Annotated in this window: 16 protein-coding genes and 1 pseudogene; 7 read left to right on the top strand and 10 right to left on the bottom strand. The window is 73.3% G+C overall.

Annotated features, from left to right (window positions below; all coding sequences use genetic code 11):
• Positions 1-6: 6 nt before the first annotated feature.
• Positions 7-1,773, bottom strand: coding sequence for an FAD-dependent oxidoreductase (locus ACH4TL_RS19210; RefSeq protein WP_398315555.1), 1,767 nt, complete (start codon positions 1,771-1,773; stop codon positions 7-9).
• 127 nt (positions 1,774-1,900) lie between these two features.
• Between ACH4TL_RS19210 and ACH4TL_RS19205 the strand changes: the two genes are divergently transcribed.
• From ACH4TL_RS19205 to fxsT, 5 genes are all read left to right on the top strand, one after another.
• Complete coding sequence (locus tag ACH4TL_RS19205; protein WP_398315553.1) at positions 1,901-3,721, top strand: sigma-54-dependent Fis family transcriptional regulator; 1,821 nt, start codon at positions 1,901-1,903, stop codon at positions 3,719-3,721.
• Between the two features lie 54 nt (positions 3,722-3,775).
• A complete protein-coding gene (locus ACH4TL_RS19200; protein WP_398315551.1) occupies positions 3,776-4,933 on the top strand; it encodes a hypothetical protein in 1,158 nt (385 codons plus the stop codon).
• A 144-nt stretch (positions 4,934-5,077) separates the two neighbouring features.
• On the top strand, positions 5,078-6,571 hold the full coding sequence (locus ACH4TL_RS19195) for a hypothetical protein (RefSeq protein ID WP_398315549.1): 1,494 nt from the start codon (positions 5,078-5,080) through the stop codon (positions 6,569-6,571).
• Positions 6,568-7,746, top strand: a complete 1,179-nt coding sequence (locus ACH4TL_RS19190) for an AAA family ATPase (protein ID WP_398315547.1) — start codon at positions 6,568-6,570, stop codon at positions 7,744-7,746. Before ACH4TL_RS19195 ends, ACH4TL_RS19190 begins: the two co-directional genes overlap by 4 nt.
• Positions 7,743-12,104 (top strand): FxSxx-COOH system tetratricopeptide repeat protein, encoded by a 4,362-nt coding sequence (fxsT, locus tag ACH4TL_RS19185; RefSeq protein WP_398315545.1) that lies wholly within the window; start codon positions 7,743-7,745, stop codon positions 12,102-12,104. The genes ACH4TL_RS19190 and fxsT overlap by 4 nt, the downstream gene beginning before the upstream one ends.
• An 18-nt stretch (positions 12,105-12,122) precedes the next feature.
• Here the strand turns inward: fxsT and ACH4TL_RS19180 are convergent, their stop codons facing one another.
• The 5 genes and pseudogenes from ACH4TL_RS19180 to ACH4TL_RS19160 all read right to left on the bottom strand — a co-directional run.
• A complete protein-coding gene (locus ACH4TL_RS19180; protein WP_398315543.1) occupies positions 12,123-13,901 on the bottom strand; it encodes an HEXXH motif domain-containing protein in 1,779 nt (592 codons plus the stop codon).
• On the bottom strand, positions 13,898-14,074 hold the full coding sequence (locus ACH4TL_RS19175) for a hypothetical protein (protein WP_398296789.1): 177 nt from the start codon (positions 14,072-14,074) through the stop codon (positions 13,898-13,900). The genes ACH4TL_RS19180 and ACH4TL_RS19175 overlap by 4 nt, the downstream gene beginning before the upstream one ends.
• Before the next feature lie 97 nt (positions 14,075-14,171).
• Entirely contained in the window at positions 14,172-14,915 is a 744-nt protein-coding gene (locus ACH4TL_RS19170; RefSeq protein ID WP_398315541.1) for a DUF4232 domain-containing protein, read from the bottom strand.
• 167 nt (positions 14,916-15,082) lie between these two features.
• Positions 15,083-15,352, bottom strand: a complete 270-nt coding sequence (locus ACH4TL_RS19165) for a DUF1876 domain-containing protein (protein ID WP_398315539.1) — start codon at positions 15,350-15,352, stop codon at positions 15,083-15,085.
• Between the two features lie 38 nt (positions 15,353-15,390).
• Positions 15,391-16,032, bottom strand: a pseudogene (locus ACH4TL_RS19160) (phosphoribosyltransferase); the annotation flags it as partial.
• A gap of 90 nt (positions 16,033-16,122) precedes the next feature.
• Here ACH4TL_RS19160 and ACH4TL_RS19155 point away from each other — a divergent pair.
• Positions 16,123-16,362 (top strand): hypothetical protein, encoded by a 240-nt coding sequence (locus ACH4TL_RS19155; protein WP_398315537.1) that lies wholly within the window; start codon positions 16,123-16,125, stop codon positions 16,360-16,362.
• 6 nt (positions 16,363-16,368) lie between these two features.
• Positions 16,369-17,127, top strand: coding sequence for a DUF72 domain-containing protein (locus tag ACH4TL_RS19150; RefSeq protein WP_398315535.1), 759 nt, complete (start codon positions 16,369-16,371; stop codon positions 17,125-17,127).
• Between the two features lie 16 nt (positions 17,128-17,143).
• Here ACH4TL_RS19150 and ACH4TL_RS19145 read toward each other — a convergent pair whose 3' ends face one another.
• From ACH4TL_RS19145 to ACH4TL_RS19130, 4 genes are all read right to left on the bottom strand, one after another.
• Complete coding sequence (locus tag ACH4TL_RS19145) at positions 17,144-17,968, bottom strand: carbohydrate ABC transporter permease (RefSeq protein WP_398315533.1); 825 nt, start codon at positions 17,966-17,968, stop codon at positions 17,144-17,146.
• The gene (locus ACH4TL_RS19140; RefSeq protein WP_398315531.1) at positions 17,965-18,873 is read right to left on the bottom strand and encodes a carbohydrate ABC transporter permease; all 909 of its coding nucleotides are present in this window, start codon (positions 18,871-18,873) and stop codon (positions 17,965-17,967) included. Before ACH4TL_RS19140 ends, ACH4TL_RS19145 begins: the two co-directional genes overlap by 4 nt.
• Positions 18,870-20,288 carry an extracellular solute-binding protein gene (locus ACH4TL_RS19135; protein WP_398315529.1) on the bottom strand — a complete coding sequence of 473 codons (1,419 nt, stop codon included), beginning with the start codon at positions 20,286-20,288 and terminating at the stop codon, positions 18,870-18,872. The genes ACH4TL_RS19140 and ACH4TL_RS19135 overlap by 4 nt, the downstream gene beginning before the upstream one ends.
• Positions 20,289-20,373: 85 nt before the next feature.
• Positions 20,374-21,483, bottom strand: coding sequence for a carbohydrate kinase family protein (locus tag ACH4TL_RS19130; RefSeq protein ID WP_398315527.1), 1,110 nt, complete (start codon positions 21,481-21,483; stop codon positions 20,374-20,376).
• Positions 21,484-21,602: the final 119 nt, after the last annotated feature.

The following is a 21,602-nucleotide window of genomic DNA, read 5'->3' as shown; positions in this document are numbered from 1 at the left end:
TCCGCCTCACGCGCCTTGTGGCGAGCGCGCATGTCCGAGGATCTGCCTCAGTGCGCCGGTCAGCAAGTCCGCCGCGTCCGGTGCGGCCGTGGCGTGGCGGAAACCGATGTAGTTGTCGGGGCGGGCCAGCAGGGCGCCGCCGTCCCCGGTTTCGCGCAGTGCCGCCCAGTCGCCGTAGGGGTCCTCGTACTCCTGGCCGGGCCCGATGACGACGGTGGCGATGTCGACACCCAGCTCGCGCCGCGCGGCCTCGGCCGCCTGCCGCCAGCCGTCCCCGCCGATGCCGGTGAAGAGGGTGAACCGGCCGTGGCCGCCGAGGTCGAGGGTCGAGACGCGGTCGCGGCCGCGGGTGACCCAGGCGTGCGGCAGCTTGGCGCCGGGGCGGGTGGAGGGCTGGTGGTACAGCTCCGGATCGCGGGCGAAGCCGGGGTCGGGGGTGCCGTCGGGGACGACGGCGGCCGACGCGTACCGCTGGTTCATCTCCACGCCGTGCGCGTTGAACTCGTACACCTTGGCGGCGATGGCCTCGCGCAGCCGCTGCCGCTGCTTCTCGGCCTCGGCGGTGGCGTCCTTGCGCGCGGCGACGTTGCGCCACATCTGCTCGGGGTCGGCGGTGGACAGCACGTTCAGCGCCTCGAAGACCGGCGCGGTCTCGCCGATGCTCTTGTTGGCGCGTTCCACGGTCTGCCGTCCGACCGGGGCCCGCTCGGCGGAGTAGGTGTCCAGGAGGGCGGGCGCGGCGGTGCCGTCGAGGACGTGGCGCAGCTTCCAGGCGAGGTTGTAGGCGTCCTGGACGGAGGTGTTGGAGCCGAGGCCGTTGGACGGCGGGTGGCGGTGGACGGCGTCGCCCGCGCACAGCACCCGCCGGTCGGCGTAGGTCTCGGCGTGGAGGTGGTTGACGGTCCACGCCGAGGTCGAGGTGATGCGCACCGGGATGTCGTCGTCGCCGAGCAGTTGCCGCACCACGGACAGCGCGTACTCCTCGGTGAGGTCCGGCGGACCGGCCGCCAGGTCGTACCCCCACACCACCATCCACTCGGTCCACGGGCGTACGCAGCGCACCAGCCCGGCGCCGATGCCGCCGACGGTGGCGCCGGGGGCGAGCACCCAGTAGAGGGTGGAGGGGCGGTGGGCGGTGAGGGCGGTCAGGTCCGCCTCGAAGACGATGTTGAGGCTGCCCGCGACGCCCATCCGCCCGACGGTGGGCAGCCCGGCGTTCTCGGCGACGCGGCTGCGCCCGCCGTCCGCGCCGACCAGGTAGCGGGCCCGGATGCGGTAGGTGTCGCCGCGCAGCCGGTCCCTTACGGTCGCGGTGACGCCGTCGGCGTCCTGCTCGTGCGCGAGGTATTCGGTGTCGAAGCGCAGCGCGGTGCCCCGGGCGACGGCGGCGTCCACCAGGATGGGTTCCATGAGGTGCTGCGGCATGTCGCACATGGGGCTCGGCCCGGCCAGTTCGTGTTCGGCCTGTACGCGCGGATCGTTGCCCCAGGAGCGCAGCCGCCCCAGCTCCTCGCCCGCGAGGCTGGTGCAGAAGACGGTGTTCCCCATGAGGTGCTGCGGGGTGGCCAGGTCCCGTACCCGCTCCTCGACGCCGAGGTCGCGCAGCACCTCCATGGTGCGCTGGTTGGTGATGTGCGCGCGGGGCGTGTCCGCGAGGTGTCCGTACCGGGTGACGACGATGTTGGGCACGCCGTAGGTGCTCAGGGCGAGCGCCGTCGCGGCCCCGGCCGGGCCGCTCCCGACGACCAGTACGTCGGTCTCGACGGTGTCCACGTGCGCACGGCTCCTCTCCTGGTGGCCGGTCCCCGCGACCGGCCCGCGTGTTGATGATCTTGATCCAGGAGGGGGCGGCGGAGGTGTCTCAATACGAGACACCCGGGCCGTATACGGTGAGGTCCCTGTGACGAGCATCGACGACACCCCGGCCGCCCCGGCCCTCGCCCCGGTACGGCGGGCCCGTGAACGGTTCCTCGGCGGGCGGCCGCCGGGCGAGGACATCCCCGACGAGCTGGCCGAGGCGTGGCGGCGGGCCCGGTTCCTCGGCGTACGGCGGGATCTGACGCCGCCTACCGCCCCCGTACCCGCTCACTCCCCGCTGCTGGCCGCGGCGCGCCCGGTGCTGGCCCGCATCCTGCCCACCCTGACCGGCGGTGACACGGCGCTGCTGCTCACCGACTCCCGCTGCCGGGTGCTGTGGTCGGGCGGCAGGTCGGCGCCCGGGGCGGGCCGCGATCTGTCGGAGCGGGCGGTGGGGCACAACAGCGCGGTGCTCGCGCTGCGCCTCGGACGCCGGGCGGAGGTGCACGGCCCGGAACACGTGCTGGACCTGTGGCAGGAGCTGTCGGCGGTGAGCGTCCCGGTGTACGAGCCGGGCGCGGCCCGCCCGGCCGGGACCGTCACGGCGCTGACGCCGCTGCGGGAGGACCGCGCGCCCCATCCGGGCGCGGCGCTCGCCGAGGCCGTCGGTCACGCGGTCGAGTCGGAGCTGCTGGACCGGGCCCGGCCCCCGGAGCGGCTGCTGCTGGACGCCTGCCTCAGGGAGGAGGGGCCCGCGGTGGTGGCGCTCGACGGGAGCAGCCGCATCGTCAGCTCCGGGGCGGCGCGGCTGCTGTCGGACGAGACGCTGACCCGGCTGGAGCGCCGGGCCACGGCGCTGCTGCGGGACGCGGGTGCGGCGGAAGGGCGGCGGACGCGGGAGTTCCCGGTGCCGGACGGGGCTGGGCTCGTCGTCCGTATGACACCGGTCGTGCACGAGGACGAGGTCATCGGGGCGGTGGCGGTGGCCCGCCCGGACCCGGCGGCCGGTGAGGCGCCGACGGCGCGTACGGCGTCCGAGGCGCGTACGGCTGGGCGCGACGACACCGGGGAACGGCTGCCGGGGCTGGCCGGTACGTCCGGCCCGTGGCGGGTGGCCGTCGCGCGGGCGACCGGGCTGGCCAGGGCGGCGGAGCCGCTGCTGCTGACCGGGGAGGCGGGCGTGGGCAAGTCCGCGCTCGCCCGTGCCCTGTTCGCCCGGCGCGGCGCCCCCGCGCCCCTGGTGGTGGACGCCGCAGAGGGCGCGCCCGGTGACGTACCGCGCTGGTGCCACGCGCTGGCGGAAGGGGACGGCGCACGGGCGGAGGGGGACGCCGTGCCTCCGCTGCTCCTGCTCCACGCCGAGCGGCTGGACCAGCCCGATGTCGCCGCCCTGCTCTCGCTGCTGGCGCGGCGGCCCGACGTACCGCTGACGGCGACCCACACCCCCGGCACCCGGGTCGGCCCGTGTCTGCGGCGGCTGCTGGATCTGCTCACCGCCCGGTCCGTCGCCCTGCCGCCGCTGCGCGAGCGCGTCGAGGACATCCCCGAGCTGCTGCCGGGGCTCGCCGGGCGCCCCTCCCCCGGCTGCCCGCCGCTGTCCTGGAGCCTCGACGCGCGCCGCGCCCTCGAACAGCACAGCTGGCCCGGCAATGTCGCCGAACTGGCCCATGTGGTGCGGGAGGTGGCCGAGCACCGCCGCGCCACCGGCCCGGTGCGGCGCGGGGAACTGCCGCCGGGCCTGCGGGTGCCGCCCGCCGCGCGGCGGCTCAGCGGGATGGAACGGGCCGAACGCACCGCGATCCTGGAGGCGCTGCGCCGCCACGGCGACAACAAGGCGCGCGCGGCCGAGGCCCTGGGCATCGGCCGGGCCACCCTGTACCGCAAACTCCGCGCGCTGGGCATGGACCATGAACTACGGAGCTGACGGCCAGTAGGGTTTTCCGGCACACGTCGTGTTCATGTCGTTCGAGGGGGAACCATGGGGGCTGGCGACACCGGGGGCACGGGGCGGGCGGACGTCGTCGTGCTGACCGCGCTGGAGATCGAGTACCGGGCCGTACGGGCGCATCTGGACGATCCGCGCCCGGTCCGCGCGGAGCGCGGCTCCCTGTTCGAGACGGGCGTCTTCCGCTCCGGGGCCCGGCCCGGCGGCCGTCGGGTGGCGATCCATATGACGGGCCCGGGAAACCCTGGCGCGGCGGCGCTGGTCGAGCGGGCGGCGGCGTTGTTCGCGCCGCGGGCCGTGCTGTTCGTCGGGGTGGCGGGCGGCGTCAAGGATGTCGCGCTGGGCGATGTGGTGGCCGCCGACGCGGTGTACGACTACGAGACCGGCAAGGACACCGAGTCGGGGTTCCTGCCCCGGCAGAAGACCCATCAGCCCGCCTACGGGCTGGCCCAGCTGGCCCGTAACGTCGCCGCGGCCGACGACTGGCAGCGCCGCGTCCTGCCGGGCGGTGCCGCCGGGTCGTACCCGCGCGCCCATGTCAAACCGATCGCGGCGGGTGGCCGGGTGGTGGGGCACGAACGCTCCGACGTCGGCCTCCGGCTCGCAGCCGTCGCCGGGGACGCGGTCGCGGTGGACATGGAGGGCTTCGGCTTCCTGGCGGGCGCGTACGTCAACCAGCAGCTCGACGCGCTGGTGATCCGGGGCATCTCCGATCTGCTGGGCGACAAGGGCACGGCACACGACGAGCACTGGCAGCCGGTCGCCTCCCGGCACGCGGCCGCCTTCGCCTTCGCGCTGATCGACCGCCTCCCCGGCGCGGAGACGGCACCCGGCCCTGAGGCGGCGCACACCGCGAAGGCGGCGCCCGGCGCGGAAGCGGCGCACACCACCCCCACCCGGCGGCGCCGCAAACTCGGCATCCTCGAACTCGGCGGCCTCGCCGACCTGTTGCTGGAGATCCCCGGCCTCTCCTCCCCCGCCCGCTGGCAGCAGCTGCTCGACGAGCTGCCCACCGTCGGCACCGCGGTCGGACGGCAGTCGGCGAGCCGCGCGGAGGCCCTGGCCCTGCTGCGTACGTGCGAGGCGTACCGGGCGCTGGGCGAGCTGGTGTCCGTACTGGGCGTCCTGGCCCCCGACGACCCGGCCGCGGCCGAACTCGCGCGCCGGATCGAGGATTTGGACCTGGGCTGAGCCGGGGGCGGAAAGGGTGTCACCGGGGGCGTGCGGGGCATACAAGTTGTCCGGAGTCCGCGCGGGCGGCGCTTGCCTGTGGCAGGGTCTCCGGCGGGATCATCGGCGGCGGGGACCGGTGATGCGGTACGGGGGAGGCACGGCATGGCGGCCATGCGGGAAGGCGGCCTCAAATCGGTCAACCATTTGGTGTCGGCATTGAAGGAGTTCCGCTGTCTGACGGATCCGGATTCGCGCGCGCTCTGTCTGGACCTGGTCGCCATGGAGCTGGAGACCACGTCCGTCCCGGTGCGCGGCCACCGCATGACCGACTACTTCCTGGTGGAGCTGGCCCGGGAGTGTCTGGAGAACGTGCGGATGATGCGCGCGCTGCGCGCCTCGCTCGCGGTGCTGGCGCCGGGCACGGACGCCATGGAGCACCTCGATTCGGTCGTGGAGGAGATGACGGCCCGTCCGGCGCTGTCATCACCGGCCACCGGCGGGCTGCGGTCGCTGCTGGAGGATCTGGAGATCGGGCATCTGGCCCAGCTGTGCCGTGCCGCGGCGGGTCCGCTCCAGGACGTCCCTGCGGTCACCGGCCCCTGGCACGCGTTCCAGGAGCTGAGCCGGATGAACGCGCGGCCGGACGGGCTGCCGCCGGGGCTGGCCCTGGTGGAGTACCTGGCGGCGTCGGCCCAGCCGCTGCGGAAGGCCGACGCGCTGCGGGCGTGGGCCGATGAGCAGGCCCGGGAGCTGGACCTGACCTCGCAGTTGCGTTCGCTGCGCCAGCAGGTCGGGCACGCCGCCCCGGCCGAGCCGGACGAGGCGTACCTGGTGATCCGGCTGCTGCCGCAGGAGGAACCGGGGCGTTACGAGCTGTCGTCCTGGCACCAGTACGACCCGAGCGGCTGGCATCCGGCCCGCGGCCCGGTCACCCAGGTCACCGCAGCGACCGCCGAACGGGCGGTGCAGGAGCTGGTGTACGCGGCGGAGGAGGAGTGGAAGGACGCCCGGTGCATCCATCTGGAGTTCCTGCTGGGCCCCGATGACCTGAATCTGCCGGTGCACTTATGGCGCAAGGAGCTGGACAGCACGATGGCGACGCCGCTGTGCATGGACTACCCGGTGGTGGTGCGGAGCCTGGAGCGGAGCCAGACCAGACGCTGGCACCGCCCGTGGAACCAGCGCTGGCAGCTCTTCACGGGCCGTCCCGAACTGGCCCGGCAGCTCGTCGTCGAGGGCCAGGATCCGGACAGTCCGCGCTCCGGCGACCCGGCCGCGCTACTGGCCCGGCTCCAGGCGGATCCGCATGTCGTGGCGCTGGTCCTGGGCTCGCCGCCGGGCGGCTCAGGGGAGGGCGCGTACGAGGCGCTGGCGGCCTGGCGGGCGGGAATCCCGCTGGTGGCATGGGACCGCCGGGCCACCCGGGATCCGGCGATCGTCCAGCACTTGAGACAAAAACCGGACGAGGCCAGCGGGGACCTGGCACGGCTCCGCGAAGCCGTGACAAAGTTACGTCTGGACGCCCATACGATCGACTCCGCGGAGCGGGAGCATCACCCGGGGCAGCATGTGGTGCTCGTCTGGGACGACCCGACCCGGCCCGTGGAGACGCAAGGACGCATGACGGGGCCGGACGAGGGGATGGCCAGTCGATGAGCGACGCAGAGCCTGCACGGCGGCACAACGGACGGATCCCGGGTGGCGAAGGCTCCTCCTCCAGTCCCCTGCCGTCCGGCATTCCACGCCCCTGGTGGATCTACCAGGGCACCGGGCGCCCGCTGCACGACGTCAGCCTGGAGGACATCCTTCCGCCCCCGCCGCCCTGGCGCACCTTCGGCGGGGTATCGGCCAGTCCGCCGGACGGCTACGACGGCGACGGCGCGTTATCCGACCCGGACGAGCCGCCGACCGAGCCCCCGGCGCCGCCGGAGGACGTCCAGGACACCGCCCGCAGGCTCGGCGCGACCCCGCTCGGCCTGCGGTCGGAGGCCGAGGAGGCGGACGTGGTGAACGCCGCGCTCATCCTGCGGCGCCCGCTGCTGGTGACCGGCCGCCCGGGCACGGGCAAGTCGACGCTCGCGTACCGCATCAGCCGGGAACTCGGCCTGGGCCGGGTGCTGCGTTGGCCGATCACCACGCGTTCCACCCTGCGGTCGGGTCTCTACGGCTACGATGCCGTCGGCCGTGTGCACGCCGCGGCGGCCGGACAGGCGGCTGAGGAGGACGGACACGAACCGGGACCGGAGGACATCGGCGACTTCCTCCAACTCGGCCCGCTGGGCACGGCGATGCTGCCGCACCGCCTCCCCCGCGTCCTGCTCATCGACGAATTCGACAAGAGCGACATCGATCTTCCCAATGACCTCCTCGACATCTTCGAGGCCGGCGAGTACTCCATCCCCGAGCTGGTGCGCATCCGCAGGCGGCGCCCGGCCGTATCGGTCCTCACCGACGACCCCGACCGCAGCACCGTCATCGCCTCGGGCCGGGTGCGCTGCCGCGCCTTCCCCGTGGTCGTCATCACCAGCAACGGGGAACGGGAGTTCCCGCCCGCTTTCCTGCGCCGCTGTCTCCAGCTGCGGCTGCCCGACCCGGACGCCGACCGGCTCGCCGCGATCGTGGCCGCGCACCTGGGCAGAGCGGACGACCCGCGCGCCCGGGAACTCATCGACATGTTCCTGGAGCGCAGCAGGCACGAAGGCGGGCTCGCCGCCGACCAGTTGCTCAACGCGGTGTATCTGGTGACGGCCCGTTCCGAGGCTCCGGGGCCCGAGTGGGAGGAGCTACTGCGCGCCGTCTGGCACCGGCTGGACGCCGCAGGCTCGACATGACACACGATCCAGGCGGCGGGTCCGGCGAGCAGGGCCCGCGGGACCTCGACTGGCAGCAGCTCGCCGATGCCTTCTGGCTGGCCGTCTGCAAGGCCGAAACGGACCGCGGACCCGGCCGGCCGGCGCCCGACCCGCTGCCCGCGCCCCCGCACGGCGAGACCCCGCCGCGCGCGGACGGCCGGTCCCCTGAGCCACCGCCGGAGGAGGGCGGCGGGCCGCGGCCCGAGCCGGTGCCCGAACCGGCCGTCTCGGCGCCGCAGCCGGTGGAACTCCTCGACGTGCCCGAAGCGCCGGAGGACCCGGCCGGGACGGAACCGGCGCTGGTCACCGACGTGCTGGTGCCCGCGCCCCGCCCGGCCGCCGCCGGACCGCTGGTCGCCGAGCGCGCCGTCTCCCGGGCACTGCGCCCCCTCAAGCGCACCGCGCCCTCGCCGGTCGAGCTGGAGCTGGACGAGGAGGCGACGGCCGAGCGGGCGGCGCGCGACGGGCTGTGGCTGCCGGAGTGCGCGCCGGTGCGGGAGCGCTGGATGGACGCGGTCCTGGTGCTGGACTGCGGCAGCTCCATGGTGGTGTGGCGGCGTACGGCGGCGCGGCTGGTGACCGTGCTGGAGCGGACGGGTGCCTTCCGGGACGTCCGGGTGCACCGGATGAACACCGACCTCCCGCTGCCCGCGGACGGCCCGGGCTCCCCGGTGGACGGCATGGCGCCGCGCGGGAAGCGGGCTGTGCTGGTGCTCACCGACGGCATCGGCGCGGCCTGGGGCGACGAGAGCGCGCAGCGCGCGCTGGGGCGCTGGGCCCGGCGCGCGTCGGTCGCCGTGCTGCATGTGCTGCGTCAGGGCCGCTGGCACCACACGGGGATCGCCCCGGAGCGGGTCCGGGTGCGGGTCCCCGAGCCGGGCGCGCCCAACGGCGCCTGGTGGCCGGGCGACGGCGGCTCCTGGCCGGGCGGCGAACCACCGGTTCCGGTGCTGGAGCTGGACGCGCGCTGGCTGGGCAGCTGGGCGCGGCTGGTGGGTCGTCCGTCGGACCGGGGCCATGACACGCTGGCGCTGCTGCCGGGGGCGTCGTCCGAGCCCTGGGATCCGGAACCGGAACCCAGCGCCTGGGACCGGGTCTTCCGCTTCCGCTCCGCCGCCTCGCCGAGCGCCTTCCGGCTGGCGGCACGGCTCGCGGCGGCCCCGCTGAACATTCCCGTGATGGAGTTCGTCCAGGGAATCCACCAGCCGGAGGGCAGCCCCGGCGATCTGGCCGAAATCCTGCTGGGCGGGCTGTTACGCAAGGTCGGCACCGCCGATCCACTGGACGAGACCGGAATCGGCTACGAATTCCACGACGGGGTACGGGAACTGCTGCTGTCCGCCGGACTGCGGGACGAGTCGCTGTACACCCTGCGCAGCGTGCTGGACCGGCTGGGCCACCGCTGGAAGCCGCTGCATCTGCTGCGCGATCTGCTCAACCATCCCTCGGGGCCGGTACGGGACCTGCCCGACACCGAGCGCCTGATGCCGTACATCCGCCTTCAGGAAAAGGTCTATCAGGCGCTTTCGGGTCCCTATCTCGAAGGCGCGCGCTCCTTTCGCGCCCTTGTCCTCGCGCGCCAAGCGCTCCCCCGCTCGGGCGAAAGCCGTCCGAATCCCTTTGAATCCGTACCCAACTGGGGAAATGTGGTCCCCGAGGTTGCCGTGACTGACTCCATGACTCCCCGAGCCCGTCCGTCGTCCCAAGCCGACGATTCACCATCCCCGCCGGCGCACGGCACGCCGGGTACGGCGGGGGAGCATTCGAGAGGAACCTTCGTGTCCGTGACCGCTGCCCGGTCCCTGCCCGCCGTGGAGGAGCGCCGCGCCGGGGAACCTCCGGCCATCTGGGGCAATGTGCCGCCCCGGAACAACAACTTCACCGGACGGCGAGCGCTGCTCGACACGCTCCACGAGCGGCTGCGCAGCGAGGGTACGGCCGCCGTGCTCCCCGAAACACTGCACGGTCTCGGCGGGGTCGGGAAGTCCCAGATCGCCCTGGAGTACGTCCATCAGCACGCCGCGGACTACGACGCGGTGTGGTGGATTCCGGCGGAGCACCCGGAGCAGATCCGCCAGGCGCTGGTACAGCTCGCCGACCGGCTCGGGCTGAAGGCGGGCATGGAGGCCAACACGGCCGTGCCCAGTGTGCTGGACGCGCTGCGCACCGGGCGCCCCTGCCGCGACTGGCTGCTGGTCTTCGACAACGCGGAGGAACTGGAGACGGTCCGGCCGTTCTTCCCCGCGGGCGGCCCCGGCCGGATCCTGGTGACCTCGCGGAACGCCCAGTGGTCGCGGGCCGCCCGTACCGTCGAGGTGGACGTCTTCGAGCGCGAGGAGAGCATCCAACTGCTGCTGCGGCGGGGGCCTGAGCTGCCGAACGAGCAGGCCGACCGGATCGCCGAGACCCTGGGCGACCTGCCGCTGGCGATCGAGCAGGCGGCGGCGTGGCTCACCGAGACGGGGATGCCGGTCGACGAGTATCTCCAGGTCTTCGAGGACGAGCGGGCGGACGTGAGCACCCGCCGCAACGAACTGCTGGCCGCCGGGGTTCCGGTCGACTATCCCGAACCGGTCGCCGCCGCCTGGAACATGTCGCTGCGCCGCCTCGCGGAGCACTATCCGGGCGCTCTGCAACTGCTCCAGATGTGCTCCTTCTTCGCTCCCGAGCCAATCTCCCGGCGGCTGTTCTCGGGCATTCGGGGTGTTTCCCTCTCCCCCGAGCTGTCGGAAGTACTCCAGGATCCGATCAAGCTCGGCCATGCGATCCGGGAGATCAACCGCTACGCCCTGATCAAGATCAATCACCGGAACAACACCATCGAACTGCACCGGCTGGTGCAGGCGGTGCTGATCGGCCAGATGTCCCCGCAGCAGCAGGCCGACATGCGGCACAGCGCCCATGTGCTGCTCGCCTACGGCGACCCCAATGACGTCGCGCCCGCCAACTGGGGCCGCTACACGGACCTGCTGTCGCACGTCCGGGCGTCCCGCGCGATGGACTGCGACGACAAATGGGTGCGGCAGATGGTGCGGAACCTGGTCCGCTTCCTCCATGTCTGGGGCGACCACGAGGGCGCCCTCGAACTCGGCAGCCGGGTACGCGAGAAGTGGCGGGCCTCGCTCGGCGAGGACAATCCCGAGACCCTCGCCATCTCCCGCACGCTGGGCCATGTCCTCACCCTGCTCGGCCAGTTCGAGCAGGCCCGGGAGCTGAACAGCCGGACGCTGGAGCTGACGCGTGCCCGTGACGGCGACGACCACGAGAACACGCTGGTCACCATCGGGGCGGTCGCCAAGGATGCCCGCTACCAGGGGGATTACGCGCGCTCCGTGGAGCTGGAGGAGGACCGCTGGCGGCGGACCATCCGGCTGTTCGGCGACGAGGACCCGTACACCATCGCCGCCGCGAACGACTACGCCCTGGCGCTGCGCTTCGCCGGGGACTACGCACGCGCCCGGGAGGTGGCCGAGAACGCCCGCAACCTCGCCGAGGTCGTCCTGGGTGAGGACTCGCTGCTGACGATCCTGCTGGAGTCCAATCTCTCGATCGACGTCCGGGAGAGCGGCGACTACGTCGCCGCCCGCACCATGCTGGAGCAGACCTGTGCCCGGGTCCGCCGACTGCTTCCGCAGAACGCGCCGATCGGCGTCGTCGCCCTGCGCAACCTCGCCGTGGCCCGCCGCAAGGCGGGTGACCACGAGGGGGCGCTGGAGATCACCCGGGAGGTCCTGGAGCGGTACCGGCTGCGCTACAGCGAGCCCAATCTCCACATCTCGTCGACCTCGCTGAACCTGTCCATGGACCTGCGCCAGACCGCCGACCTCGACGGCGCCCGTGAGCTGGGCGCCAAGTGTGTGGACGACATGCGGTCCGCGCTCGGGCCCCGGCACCCGGTGACGCTGAGCGCGGCCATCGACCTGGCCGTCACCCTGCGGCTGCTGGGAGAGACCGAGGCGGCACTCGCGCTCAACAAGGAGACGCTGCCCGCGCTGGTCGAGCGGCTGGGGGCGGACCACCCGATCGCCCTGGCCTGCGCGATCAACCTGGCCAGCGACCACTACACGCTGGCGGACTACCAGGAGGCGCGGGAGCTGGACACCGAGACGCTCGCGGCCTGCCGGTCACGGCTGGGCGAGGACCACCCCACCACGCTCGCCTGCGCGGTCAATCTGTCCGGGGATCTGCGCGCGCTCGGTGAGGGCCGGTCCGCCGAGGAGCTGCACAACGACTCCCTGACCCGGTTGCGCACCGTCCTGAGCCCGAGTCACCCGGCCACGGTCGCGGCGGCCCGGGGCATCCGCGCCGACTGCGACGTGGAGGCGATGGCCTTCTGACCGCCCGGGCCCCGGCCCTCAGAGGGCGCTCCCGATCCAGGCCGCCAGCGCGACCGGATCGGGCGCCGCGCCGCCGGAGTTCCGCAGCGCGCGGTGGACGGCGAGGACGGCCTCCGGGGCGCGGAGCATCGCCGTCCTGGCCGGGCCGTCCGGCAGGGTGAGGACGAGCCCGGCCCAGGCCGCGACATCGTCCGGGTCCCGGGCCAGTCGGCCGCGGTAGCCGTGCAGCGCGGCCGCCCGGTCGCCCCTGGCCCAGGCGAGATCGGCCCCGTCCGCTTCGCCGCCCTCCCGCCCCCGCAGCCGCTCCGGTGCGGTGAACCGGAGCCTGGCGAGTGCCGTCCGAGGCACGGTCTCCGTCGCGGCGGACTCGACGAAGGCGGCGGGCAACTTCCGGGGAGGCGTACCGCGCGTCCGCCAGGCCCGCACCCACCCGGCCAACTGCTCGGGTTCGGGCCGCAGATGGCGCATGCGGTACACGAGCCGGTGGTCGACGGCCAGTTCCGCTGCCAGCCGCCGGGGTACGGACGGGACCGGCTCGGCGAGCCAGTCGGCCAGCCGCTCCGCCACCTGGTCGAGAAAGCTCCTGCCCAGGGGCGTCAGTTCGGCGTGGGTGCGCAGCGTCTCCAGCCCGTGGGCGGTCTGCTCCCGGCGGAGGGCGAATTCGAACGCGGCGGTGTCCCTGGCGGGTCCGTCCTCCGTCCGGTGCAGGCGGTCCTGCCAGAAGCCGGTCACCCCCAGGAACGCGTACACCCCCTGGAGCAGTCCGCGCAGCGGCCTCGGGTCCAGCCGCCAGGGCGCGTGGTGGACCTCCTCCCGTCCCCCTTCGATCAGGGGCACCAGATCCATCAGGGCGCTGAGCTTGATGTGCTGGGCCTCGTGCACCAGCGCGGCGGCCAGATCCGGTTCGTCCAGCGGCCCGTTCATCAGGACGCAGCCGTGCGCCTCGGGGGACGAGGCGCTGAACGGCTCGGGGTGGGCCGCGTACGGTACGGGGACCACAGAGGCGACGCAGGCGGCGATCCCCGACGGGTCCACGTTGCGCTGCCCGGCGACCAGCCGCCAGGCGCCCGCGAAACGTTCCTGCCAGTGCTTCCACGCGTCGTCGGTGAGCCGGTCCGGCGCTCTGCGGCGGAAGAAGTCCCGGTAGGGGTCGACATCGTCGAGAAACGGCGAGCAGATGTGTCCTCGGTGCTCACCGTGCAGCCGTCTGAGCCCGAGCCACCCGGGGGCGTCCTCCGCGAAGCCGGAAGCGGGCAGCGGCACCGTGTGCGGCCCGGCCACCACGGCCGCCGTCCCCGTCGCCGTCCGCACGACCTCGGCGAGGTCCGTGGCGGGGTCCGGTACGAGGGTGAAGCCCAGCGCGGGCAGCATCACCCCGCCGTCGCGCACCAGGACCGCGATGCGGAAGTCGATGCCCGCGAGGAGGGCGGCCGAGGCCGCCACCGCGTACAGATAGCCGGTCTCGCTCCACAGCGGCGCGTCCGCCGGTTCCTGACCGCGCAGCTGCCGCAGACACCGGCTCAGCCACACCCCGGTCTGCGGATGCAGCAACAGCCGCTCCACGGCGGCCGGGGAGCGGCGCTCGGCGCGGATCAGCAGCCGCCATGCGTCCCCGGCGGGCGGCAGCGGGCCGGGAAGGGCGGGATGCGTGGCGGCCACGTCGACCAGGGCGCGCAACAGCAGCATCGCACGGCTGCGCTGACCGGATCTCAGCTCGGCGACCGATGACGCGCTGCCCGACCCCGCGGCCAGCTCGGTGAGGCACAGCGCCGATAAGTGGTGGCGGGAGTCGGTCAACTCCCGCAACTCTGCCCCGCATCGGAGGCGCTGGCCGCCGTCGCCGGGTTCCGGACGGCGCCGATCAGCCGCAGCGCCACCGCGGCGATCCCTTCATCCCGGTCGAGGTCTTCCAGTGTCGCTCCCGAAAGGTCCAGCAGCTCCGTCTCGACCTCGGTCGCGACTCGCTCCATGACACCGTCCTCCTCCGGACGTTCCACACCGACTCACGTGAGGCATCCCTATGGTGACCTACCCCTATTGATTGCGAAAGGGTGAACACGGCCAGCGTCAGGCGCCCTTCCCGGAGTGGACCGACTCGACCTCGAACACGCCACCGCACACGCGGAAGGAGTGCGCCGGCACGGTCATGGAGGTGAAGGAGTCCGGCGGGTAGGCCCGGATGCGGTCGGGGGCGCGCCGGCACGGCGTGTCCGTGGTGCCCTCGTTGAGGGTGTGCAGCATGGCGGAGGCGCTGGCGCCCGGCGGCAGGGAGACCGTGGCGCGCGACGCGCCGCGCCGGGTGGCGGGGCCGCCGATCGCGGAGCCCGCGGAGTCCAGCACCGAGACGCCGGGAAAGCCGGTGAGGGTGCAGGTGGCGGTGGACTTGTTGGTGAGCACCAGGGGCATGTAGACGTTCCCCGCGCCCACGTCCTTGCGTCCGACGGTGAGACGAAGCTGCTCGGTGGGGCAGACGCGCTGGGCGCCCGGGCGCGAGGCCGTCGTGCTGGCCCCCGCGGCCGAGGAGGAGACGGACGCGGACCGGGTGACGGGGTGGGTCGCGGGGCGCGATGACGCGGGGTGCGACGCGGGCGGCGCCGTGCGCCCGGTGTGCGCCGTCGACTGTGCGACGGACGAGGCGGCCGCGCTACCGCCGTCCGATGGGCCGGACGCGCCGTGCGGCGCTGCCCCCTGGTCTGCGGTGCCGGTGCCACAGGCGGTCGCCATGGCCAGCGCGCCGGCGAACAGCGCGCATAAGTGCCATGGCCGGGACCGCCGGGGCCTGGGCGTCGTGGTGTCGTTCCGCTGCGCCATGATCGACCTCCCCGGGTCGTATCGGCTCTCTTTTGGCTCCCCCTTCCCCGCCTGGACGCCCTTATGTCTGCCGGAACATTGATCGCATTCCCCGGCAATTCCGGACCCCGGAATCCACCCGCGTCCCGGCGGCCCGGGAGCCACCGGGGCCGCCTGGGAGCGTCGGCTCACATCACCAGGTGAGCCTTGCTGTGGGTGACTTCCTCGATGTCGCCGCCCGCCTTGCCGATCAGCCGGTGGGCCAGGTTGCTCAGTGCCCTCGCCGCCGCGATCTCCTCGCCGACCCGCGGCTGTGCCGGGTCGTCGGGGTTCCGGTTCGCGCGGCCCTGGGCGAGCATCTCGGTGCCGTCGTGCATCCGCAGCCGGATCACCGCTTCGGTCAGCGGACCGATCTCACGGAACTCCATCTCGATGTCGCATCCCACGATCGTCTCCATCACGATCACCTCCTGCGTCACCTTCCAGGATGCGCCTCCCCGCGCTGTCCGGTCGACCTGGTCAGCAGTTCCATCACCTCGGCGTCGCCGGTCTGGGAGAAGTCCTCGTACCACTCGCCGACCGCGGAGAAGTCCGGGGGCGCGGACAGGCACACCACCTCGTCCGCGTCCTCGCGCAGCGAGGCGACCGCGTCGGGCGGCGCCACCGGGACGGCGAGGACGGCCCGGGCCGCGCCCTGGGCCCGCGCGACCCGGCAGGCGGCCCGTGCGGTGGCGCCGGTCGCGATCCCGTCGTCGACGATGATCGCCGTACGGCCCTCCACCGGGATGCGCGGCCGGTCGCCGCGGAAGCGACGCGCCTGCCGGGCCAGCTCGGCCTGCTCGGTCCGCTCCACCTCGGCGATCTCCTCCTCGTCCGCCCGGCTCATGCGGATGATCGCTTCGTGGACGACCCGGACCCCGCCTTCGCCGATGGCACCGAAGCCCAGCTCCCGGTGGAAGGGGACGCCGAGCTTACGGACGATGATCACGTCCAGCGGTGCGTTCAGCGCCCGCGCCACCTCGAAGGCGACCGGCACCCCGCCCCGCGGCAGCCCCAGCACCACGGGCTTCTCCTCGGCCAGCGGCCGCAGCCGCTCGGCGAGCCGCCGTCCGGCGTCCACCCGGTCAGTGAAGATCATCGCTCGCTCCCGGCACCGAATCCTCTCCTTCGCGTCGCTCCCCCGGCATCCCGGGCCGCGAACCGGCGGCGGCTCCGGCACCCTGGAGATATGGAGCACGCCACAAACCGGGACGATTCCGGTTACCCCGTCTTCGTCGAATCATTCGCGTCCGACAGCCGCTATCGACGGGTGCGGATCCGCGGCGTGGGGTGTGAACCACTCGAAAGGGAGGAGTTCGCACCGCGCGTCCGGCAGGTCTTCCCCGGCATCGACCTCGACGACCCGGATCAGGTCCACTGGGCCGACCGGCCCGGGCAGTGGCCGGCGTGGCATCCGGGCGAGGCATGAGCAGGCATGGGCGTCCTGGTCGGCACCTCGGGATGGCAGTACAAGGACTGGCGCGGTGTCCTCTACCCCGCCGACTGCCCGCAGCGGCTGTGGCTGGAGGAGTACGCCCGGGGCTTCGCCACGGTCGAGAGCAATAACGCGTTCTATCGGCTTCCCGAGCACGATCAGTTCGCCACCTGGCGCGACCGCACGCCCGGCGGGTTCGTGATGGCGCTCAAGGCCAGCCGCTATCTCACCCACATCAAGCGGCTGCGCGACCCGAAGGAGCCGGTGGCGCGGCTGATGTCCCACGCGGAAGGGCTCGGCGACCGGCTGGGCCCGGTCCTGCTCCAGCTCCCGCCGACCCTGCGGGCCGACCCCGCCCTGCTGGACACCTGCCTGGCCTGCTTCCCGGCCGGTACCCGGGTCGCGGTCGAGCCGCGCCATGATTCCTGGTGGACCGGGGAGGTCCGGGCGCTGCTGGAGCGCCACGGCGCCGCGCTGTGCTGGGCCGATGTGGGCTCGCGCCCGGCGGCGCCGCTGTGGCGGACCGCCGGGTGGGGGTACGTACGGTTCCACGGCGGCCGCGCCTCGCCCGCGCCGCGCTACGGCGGCCGGGCGCTCGCCACCTGGGCGCGCCGGGTCCATGACGCCTGGCCCGGCGAGGCCGACGTCTACGCGTACTTCAACAACGACACGGGCGGGGCGGCGGTCCACGACGCCATCGCCTTCGCCCGCGCCGTCGACCGGCTGAGCGGCGCGGTCAGCCGTACGCCCGCGCTCTGAACCGGCACCGCGACGGCTACTCCTTGACCGCGCCGCCGAGCATGCCCTCGATGAACCGGCGCTGGAGCGCCACGTAGACGACCACCACCGGCAGCGCGATCAGCACCGACGCCGCCGCGAGCAGCGCCGCGTCCGAGCTGTGCTGGCCCTGGAAGAAGGCGAGGCCGAGCGGGACGGTGCGATGGGCCTCGTCGCTGACCATCACCAGCGCCATCAGGAACTCGTTCCATGTCCACATGAAGGTGATGACGACCATGGTGGAGATCGCCGGACGGCCCATCGGGACCAGCACCCGCCACAGCGTGGTCCAGCTGTTCGCCCCGTCGATCCGGGCCGCCTCGATCACCGCCCGTGCGCTGCCCCGGAAGTACGTCCGCATCCAGAACACGCCGAACGCCAGCGACTGGGCGGTCTGCGGAAGGATCAACGCCCAGTAGGTGTCGGTGAGTCCGGCGTACCGCAGATCGAAGTAGAGCGGGACGACCAGGGCCTCCTGCGGCAGGGTCAGCCCGATCACGAAGAGGTAGAACAGCAGGGTGGAGCCGGGGAAGCGCATCACCCCGAAGGCGTACGCGGCGAGCACGGCCAGCACGGTGGTGGCCGCCACCACGGCCGTGGTGACCAGCACCGAGTTGCCGAGGTAGGTGCCGAAGTGGCCGCGGCTCCAGGCGTCGGCGAAGTTGTCCCAGTGCAGCCCGCCGCGCGGCAGTGAGAACCCGGTGTCCAGGGAGCCCTGCGAGCCGAAGGCGGTGGACAGGATGCCGACGACGGGGATCAGTGAGAGGACGGCGAACAGGGTGAGGAGGGCATAGGTGGCGCCGCGTTCCAGGCGTGTGGTCATGCCCGCCGCCCTTCCACGAGCCGGGACACCGTGACGGTCAGGGCGAAGATCAGGACGGTGAGGGCCACGCCGACGGCGGCGGCCGAGCCGACCTGGTTGGTCTCGAAGGCCCGGTGGTACACCTCGTAGGCGGGTACGGAGGTGGCGTTGCCGGGGCCGCCGCTGGTGGTCACGTAGATGAGGTCGAAGTTGCGCAGGCCCGCGACGATGGTCAGGGTCAGCGCCACCGCGATGTGCGGCCGAAGGCCCGGGAGGGTGACGGCGAGGAACTCCCGGACCGGCCCGGCGCCGTCGATCCGCGCCGCCTCGTACAGCTCGCGCGGGATGCGCTGGACCCCGGCGAGGAAGAGGACCACGCACAGCCCGGTGCCCACCCAGGTGCCGATGACCCCGACGGCGGGCAGCGCCCAGGTGTAGTCGCCGAGCCAGGGGCGGGCGAACGAGCCGAGACCGGCCGCGCGCAAGGTGTCGTTGAGCAGCCCGTCGGGGGCGAGGATGGACCGCCAGGCCACGGCGACCACGATGAGCGCCAGGACCTGCGGCAGGAACAGCACGGTGCGGAAGAAGGTCATGCCGTGGATCCGCACCCGGGACATCGCGGCGGCCAGCAGCAGCCCGATGGCCACCGGCAGGGCCGAGTAGAACACGAGCAGCAGCAGCGCGTGGGCGAACGGGGCGCGCAGCGCGGGGTCGCCGAACAGATCGCGGTAGTTGTCGAATCCGGCCGGGGTGGCGACGGTCAGCCCGTCCCAGTGGACGAACGACAGCCACACCGACTGGCCGAAGGGGTAGAGCAGGAACACCGCGTACACCAGCAGCGCGGGCAGGATGTACAGGTAGCCGACGGCGCGCGGCTCACCGGGCGCCCGACGGCGGTATGCCCTGGCCAGGACGGTGGCCTTCATCGTGACCCCGCCGCCGCGTGGCGCTGCCGCTGGGTGCGCAGGAAGGCGCCGTAGTCCTGCTGGAGGGTGGCGGCCAGCTTCTGCGGTGAGGTCCGGCCGCTGACGACGCCCTGGAGGGCGGCGGAGAGGGTGTCGTAGAAGGTGGGGGTGGCGTAGTCGAGGTACGGGACGAGGCCGTCGGCGGCGCTGAGCCGCTTCCAGCCGTCGACCATCTGGCCGTCGACGGTGTCCGGGTCGACCTCGGCCGCGGCCGGGCCGGGGACGGCCGGCAGCACACCGTGCCGGGTCATGACGTCCGAGGCGTGTGCGCTGGTGAGGAAGTCGAGGTAGGCGGCGGCCACTTCGGGGTGGCGGGAGCGGGAGGTGATGGACCAGGCGAGTCCCTGGCCACCGGTGGTGACGGGGGCGCCGCCGGGCTTCGCGGGCGGCGGGGGCATGAGTCCGAGGTTGTCGCCCATCGTCTTCTTGAGGTCGGCCAGCAGCCAGGTGCCGGTCATGAGGTACGCGCCGTCACCGGAGGCGAACTTCTTGGCCGCGTCGTCGTATCCGAGGCCGTTGGCGCCCTTCGGCAGATAGCCGTGCCTCATCCAGTCGGTGAGGGTCGCGGCGGCGTCCTTGGTGGCCGCGGTGTCGAAACCGGTACCGCGGCCGAGCACGGTGTCCCGGGTCGCGGCGGCCGCGTACTGGTCCTGGAGCACCCCGAAGGTGTGGATCGCGGGGTACTTGTCGAGGTTGCCGAACTGGACGGGCAGTTCGCCCCGCTCCTTGAGGCGGGCGAGCCCCGCGGTGAACTCGCCCCAGGTCTTCGGCGGCTGCAGCCCCGCCTTCCGCAGCAGCTTCTTGTTGTAGTAGAGGCCGACGAACTCGCCGGTCTGGGAGATGCCGTAGAGCCGTCCGCGGCCGAAGTCGGTGCCGTCGGCGGAGACCCGGTTGAGATTGAGGAGGGTGTTCGGGTAGCGGGTGTTCCAGTCGTAGATCCCGGCGTAGGTGTCGAGCGGGGCGAGCAGCCCGGCCCGTACGAAGGAGACCATGTCCGGGTAGCCCTGGTTGGCCTGGATGACATCGGGCGGGTTGTTGCCGGAGACGGCGAGCTTGAGCGTGGTCTTCAGATCGGTGAAGCTCCGCGCCACCCGCTTGATGCGCACATTGGGGTACTTCTTCTCGAACTCCCGGTTCAGCTGGGTGATTTCGCCGTTGGTGCCGCCGCGGATCTCCTGGTCCCACACGGTCAGCGTGGTCTTTCCGGCCGCCCGTGGGTCGGGTACGGCGGTGGCCGCGCCGGTCCCGGGTCCGGCGGCCCCCGAGCCGTCGGTGCCGGGTACGCAGCCCGCGGCGAACAGGGTGGCGCCGAAGGCGAGGGCGGCCGTCAACGCGCGTACGGGCCGGTGGCGCGCCCCGCTGCGGGGACATCCCATGCGGTTCTCCTGTCTGCGGGCGTCGTGTTGCTCCGGGCGTCGTGCTGTTGCGCGTGGCGTACGCGGCGGCCGCGTCGTACGGGCGTCAGGCGCCGCGGGCGTCGGCCGCCCGGAAGCCGATGGTGGGCAGCGCCCGCAGCCGTGGCCAGGCGCGCACCCCGGCCGGGATCACGCCGTCCAGGAAGCGGTGGCGCGCCACCAGTTCGGGGTCCCCCGAGCGGGCCGTACGGTCCCACCACGCGGCGACCTCGGCCCAGCCGGGCGCGGCGAGCGCGCCCCCGAAGTGCTGGACGGAGAGGGCGGCGGTGAGGTTGGCGAAGGCCAGCCGGTCGGCGAGCGGCCAGCCCGCGAGCGTTCCGGTCATGAAACCGGCGACGAACACGTCGCCCGCGCCGGTGGGGTCGAGCGCTTCCACGGCGAGGCCCGGCACCTCGGCGCTCTCCCCGGTGAGCGAGTCGATGCCGATGGCGCCCTCAGCGCCCCTGGTGACCACGGCGATGGGCACCAGCTCGGCCAGGGCGCGCACCGCCCGCTCGGGCGTTTCGGTGCGGGTGTAGCGCTGGGCCTCGGCGGCGTTGGGGAGGAAGGCGTGGGTGTACGGCAGGTCGGGGAGGGTGGCCAGGTCCCAGCGGCCGGACTCGTCCCAGCCGACATCGGCGAAGATCTTGGCTCCCTGGGCGTGCGCCTGGCGCACCCAGTCCTCCTGGCGGCCCGGCTCGTAGGCGGTCACGCAGGCCCGGGAGCGGGGCGGCGCGGGGCGGGTGGCGGGCGGCGGGGCGGGGTGCTCGTGGGTGACCATGGTGCGCTCGCCCTCGTACGCCATGGACACGGTGACCGGGGAGTGCCAGCCGGGGACGCGCCGGGAGTGGGTGAGGTCGACGCCCTCGTCGTGCTCCAGGCTCTCCCAGCAGTAGTCCCCGTAGATGTCGGCGCCGAAGGCCGCGGCGAGGGTGGTGTGCAGGCCGAGCCGGGCGAGGGCGGTGGCCATGTTGGCGATGCCGCCGGGGCTGGAGCCCATGCCGCGGGCCCAGGACTCGGTGCCGCGCACCGGGGCGTGGTCGAGGCCGGTGAAGATGATGTCCAGGAAGACGGTGCCGGTGAGGTAGACGTCGTGTTCGGGGTCGGCGGGGGTGCGCAGCGCGGCGAGCGGGTCGATCGGCTGTATCGGACCGGGGGCTGCGGACGTGGGGCTCACCGGCGCGCCTTTCCTCGTTCGTCGTGACGTCGGTTGAGCGACACCATGCACCTCGGCGTGGCGTTGTGCAAGAGGTCGGTCATACTCGCGCAGAGTCGCTCAGGTGGAGTACGTTGCCA

It is taken from the genome of Streptomyces sp. NPDC021115, assembly GCF_044333065.1.
Classification (GTDB): Bacteria; Actinomycetota; Actinomycetes; order Streptomycetales; family Streptomycetaceae; genus Streptomyces.
The sequence above is the reverse complement of the archived record's forward strand: the minus strand, read 5'-3'. Positions and strand labels throughout refer to the sequence as shown.

Coding starts and splice junctions, on each gene's coding strand:
- ACH4TL_RS19145 (WP_398315533.1), bottom strand. CDS start 17,968: ATGACCACACGCCTGGAACGCGGCGCCACCTATGCCCTCCTCACCCTG.
- ACH4TL_RS19155 (WP_398315537.1), top strand. CDS start 16,123: ATGGAGCACGCCACAAACCGGGACGATTCCGGTTACCCCGTCTTCGTC.
- ACH4TL_RS19135 (WP_398315529.1), bottom strand. CDS start 20,288: ATGGGATGTCCCCGCAGCGGGGCGCGCCACCGGCCCGTACGCGCGTTG.
- ACH4TL_RS19140 (WP_398315531.1), bottom strand. CDS start 18,873: ATGAAGGCCACCGTCCTGGCCAGGGCATACCGCCGTCGGGCGCCCGGT.
- ACH4TL_RS19175 (WP_398296789.1), bottom strand. CDS start 14,074: ATGGAGCGAGTCGCGACCGAGGTCGAGACGGAGCTGCTGGACCTTTCG.
- ACH4TL_RS19165 (WP_398315539.1), bottom strand. CDS start 15,352: ATGGAGACGATCGTGGGATGCGACATCGAGATGGAGTTCCGTGAGATC.
- ACH4TL_RS19200 (WP_398315551.1), top strand. CDS start 3,776: ATGGGGGCTGGCGACACCGGGGGCACGGGGCGGGCGGACGTCGTCGTG.
- ACH4TL_RS19150 (WP_398315535.1), top strand. CDS start 16,369: ATGGGCGTCCTGGTCGGCACCTCGGGATGGCAGTACAAGGACTGGCGC.
- ACH4TL_RS19170 (WP_398315541.1), bottom strand. CDS start 14,915: ATGGCGCAGCGGAACGACACCACGACGCCCAGGCCCCGGCGGTCCCGG.
- ACH4TL_RS19195 (WP_398315549.1), top strand. CDS start 5,078: ATGGCGGCCATGCGGGAAGGCGGCCTCAAATCGGTCAACCATTTGGTG.
- fxsT (WP_398315545.1), top strand. CDS start 7,743: ATGACACACGATCCAGGCGGCGGGTCCGGCGAGCAGGGCCCGCGGGAC.
- ACH4TL_RS19190 (WP_398315547.1), top strand. CDS start 6,568: ATGAGCGACGCAGAGCCTGCACGGCGGCACAACGGACGGATCCCGGGT.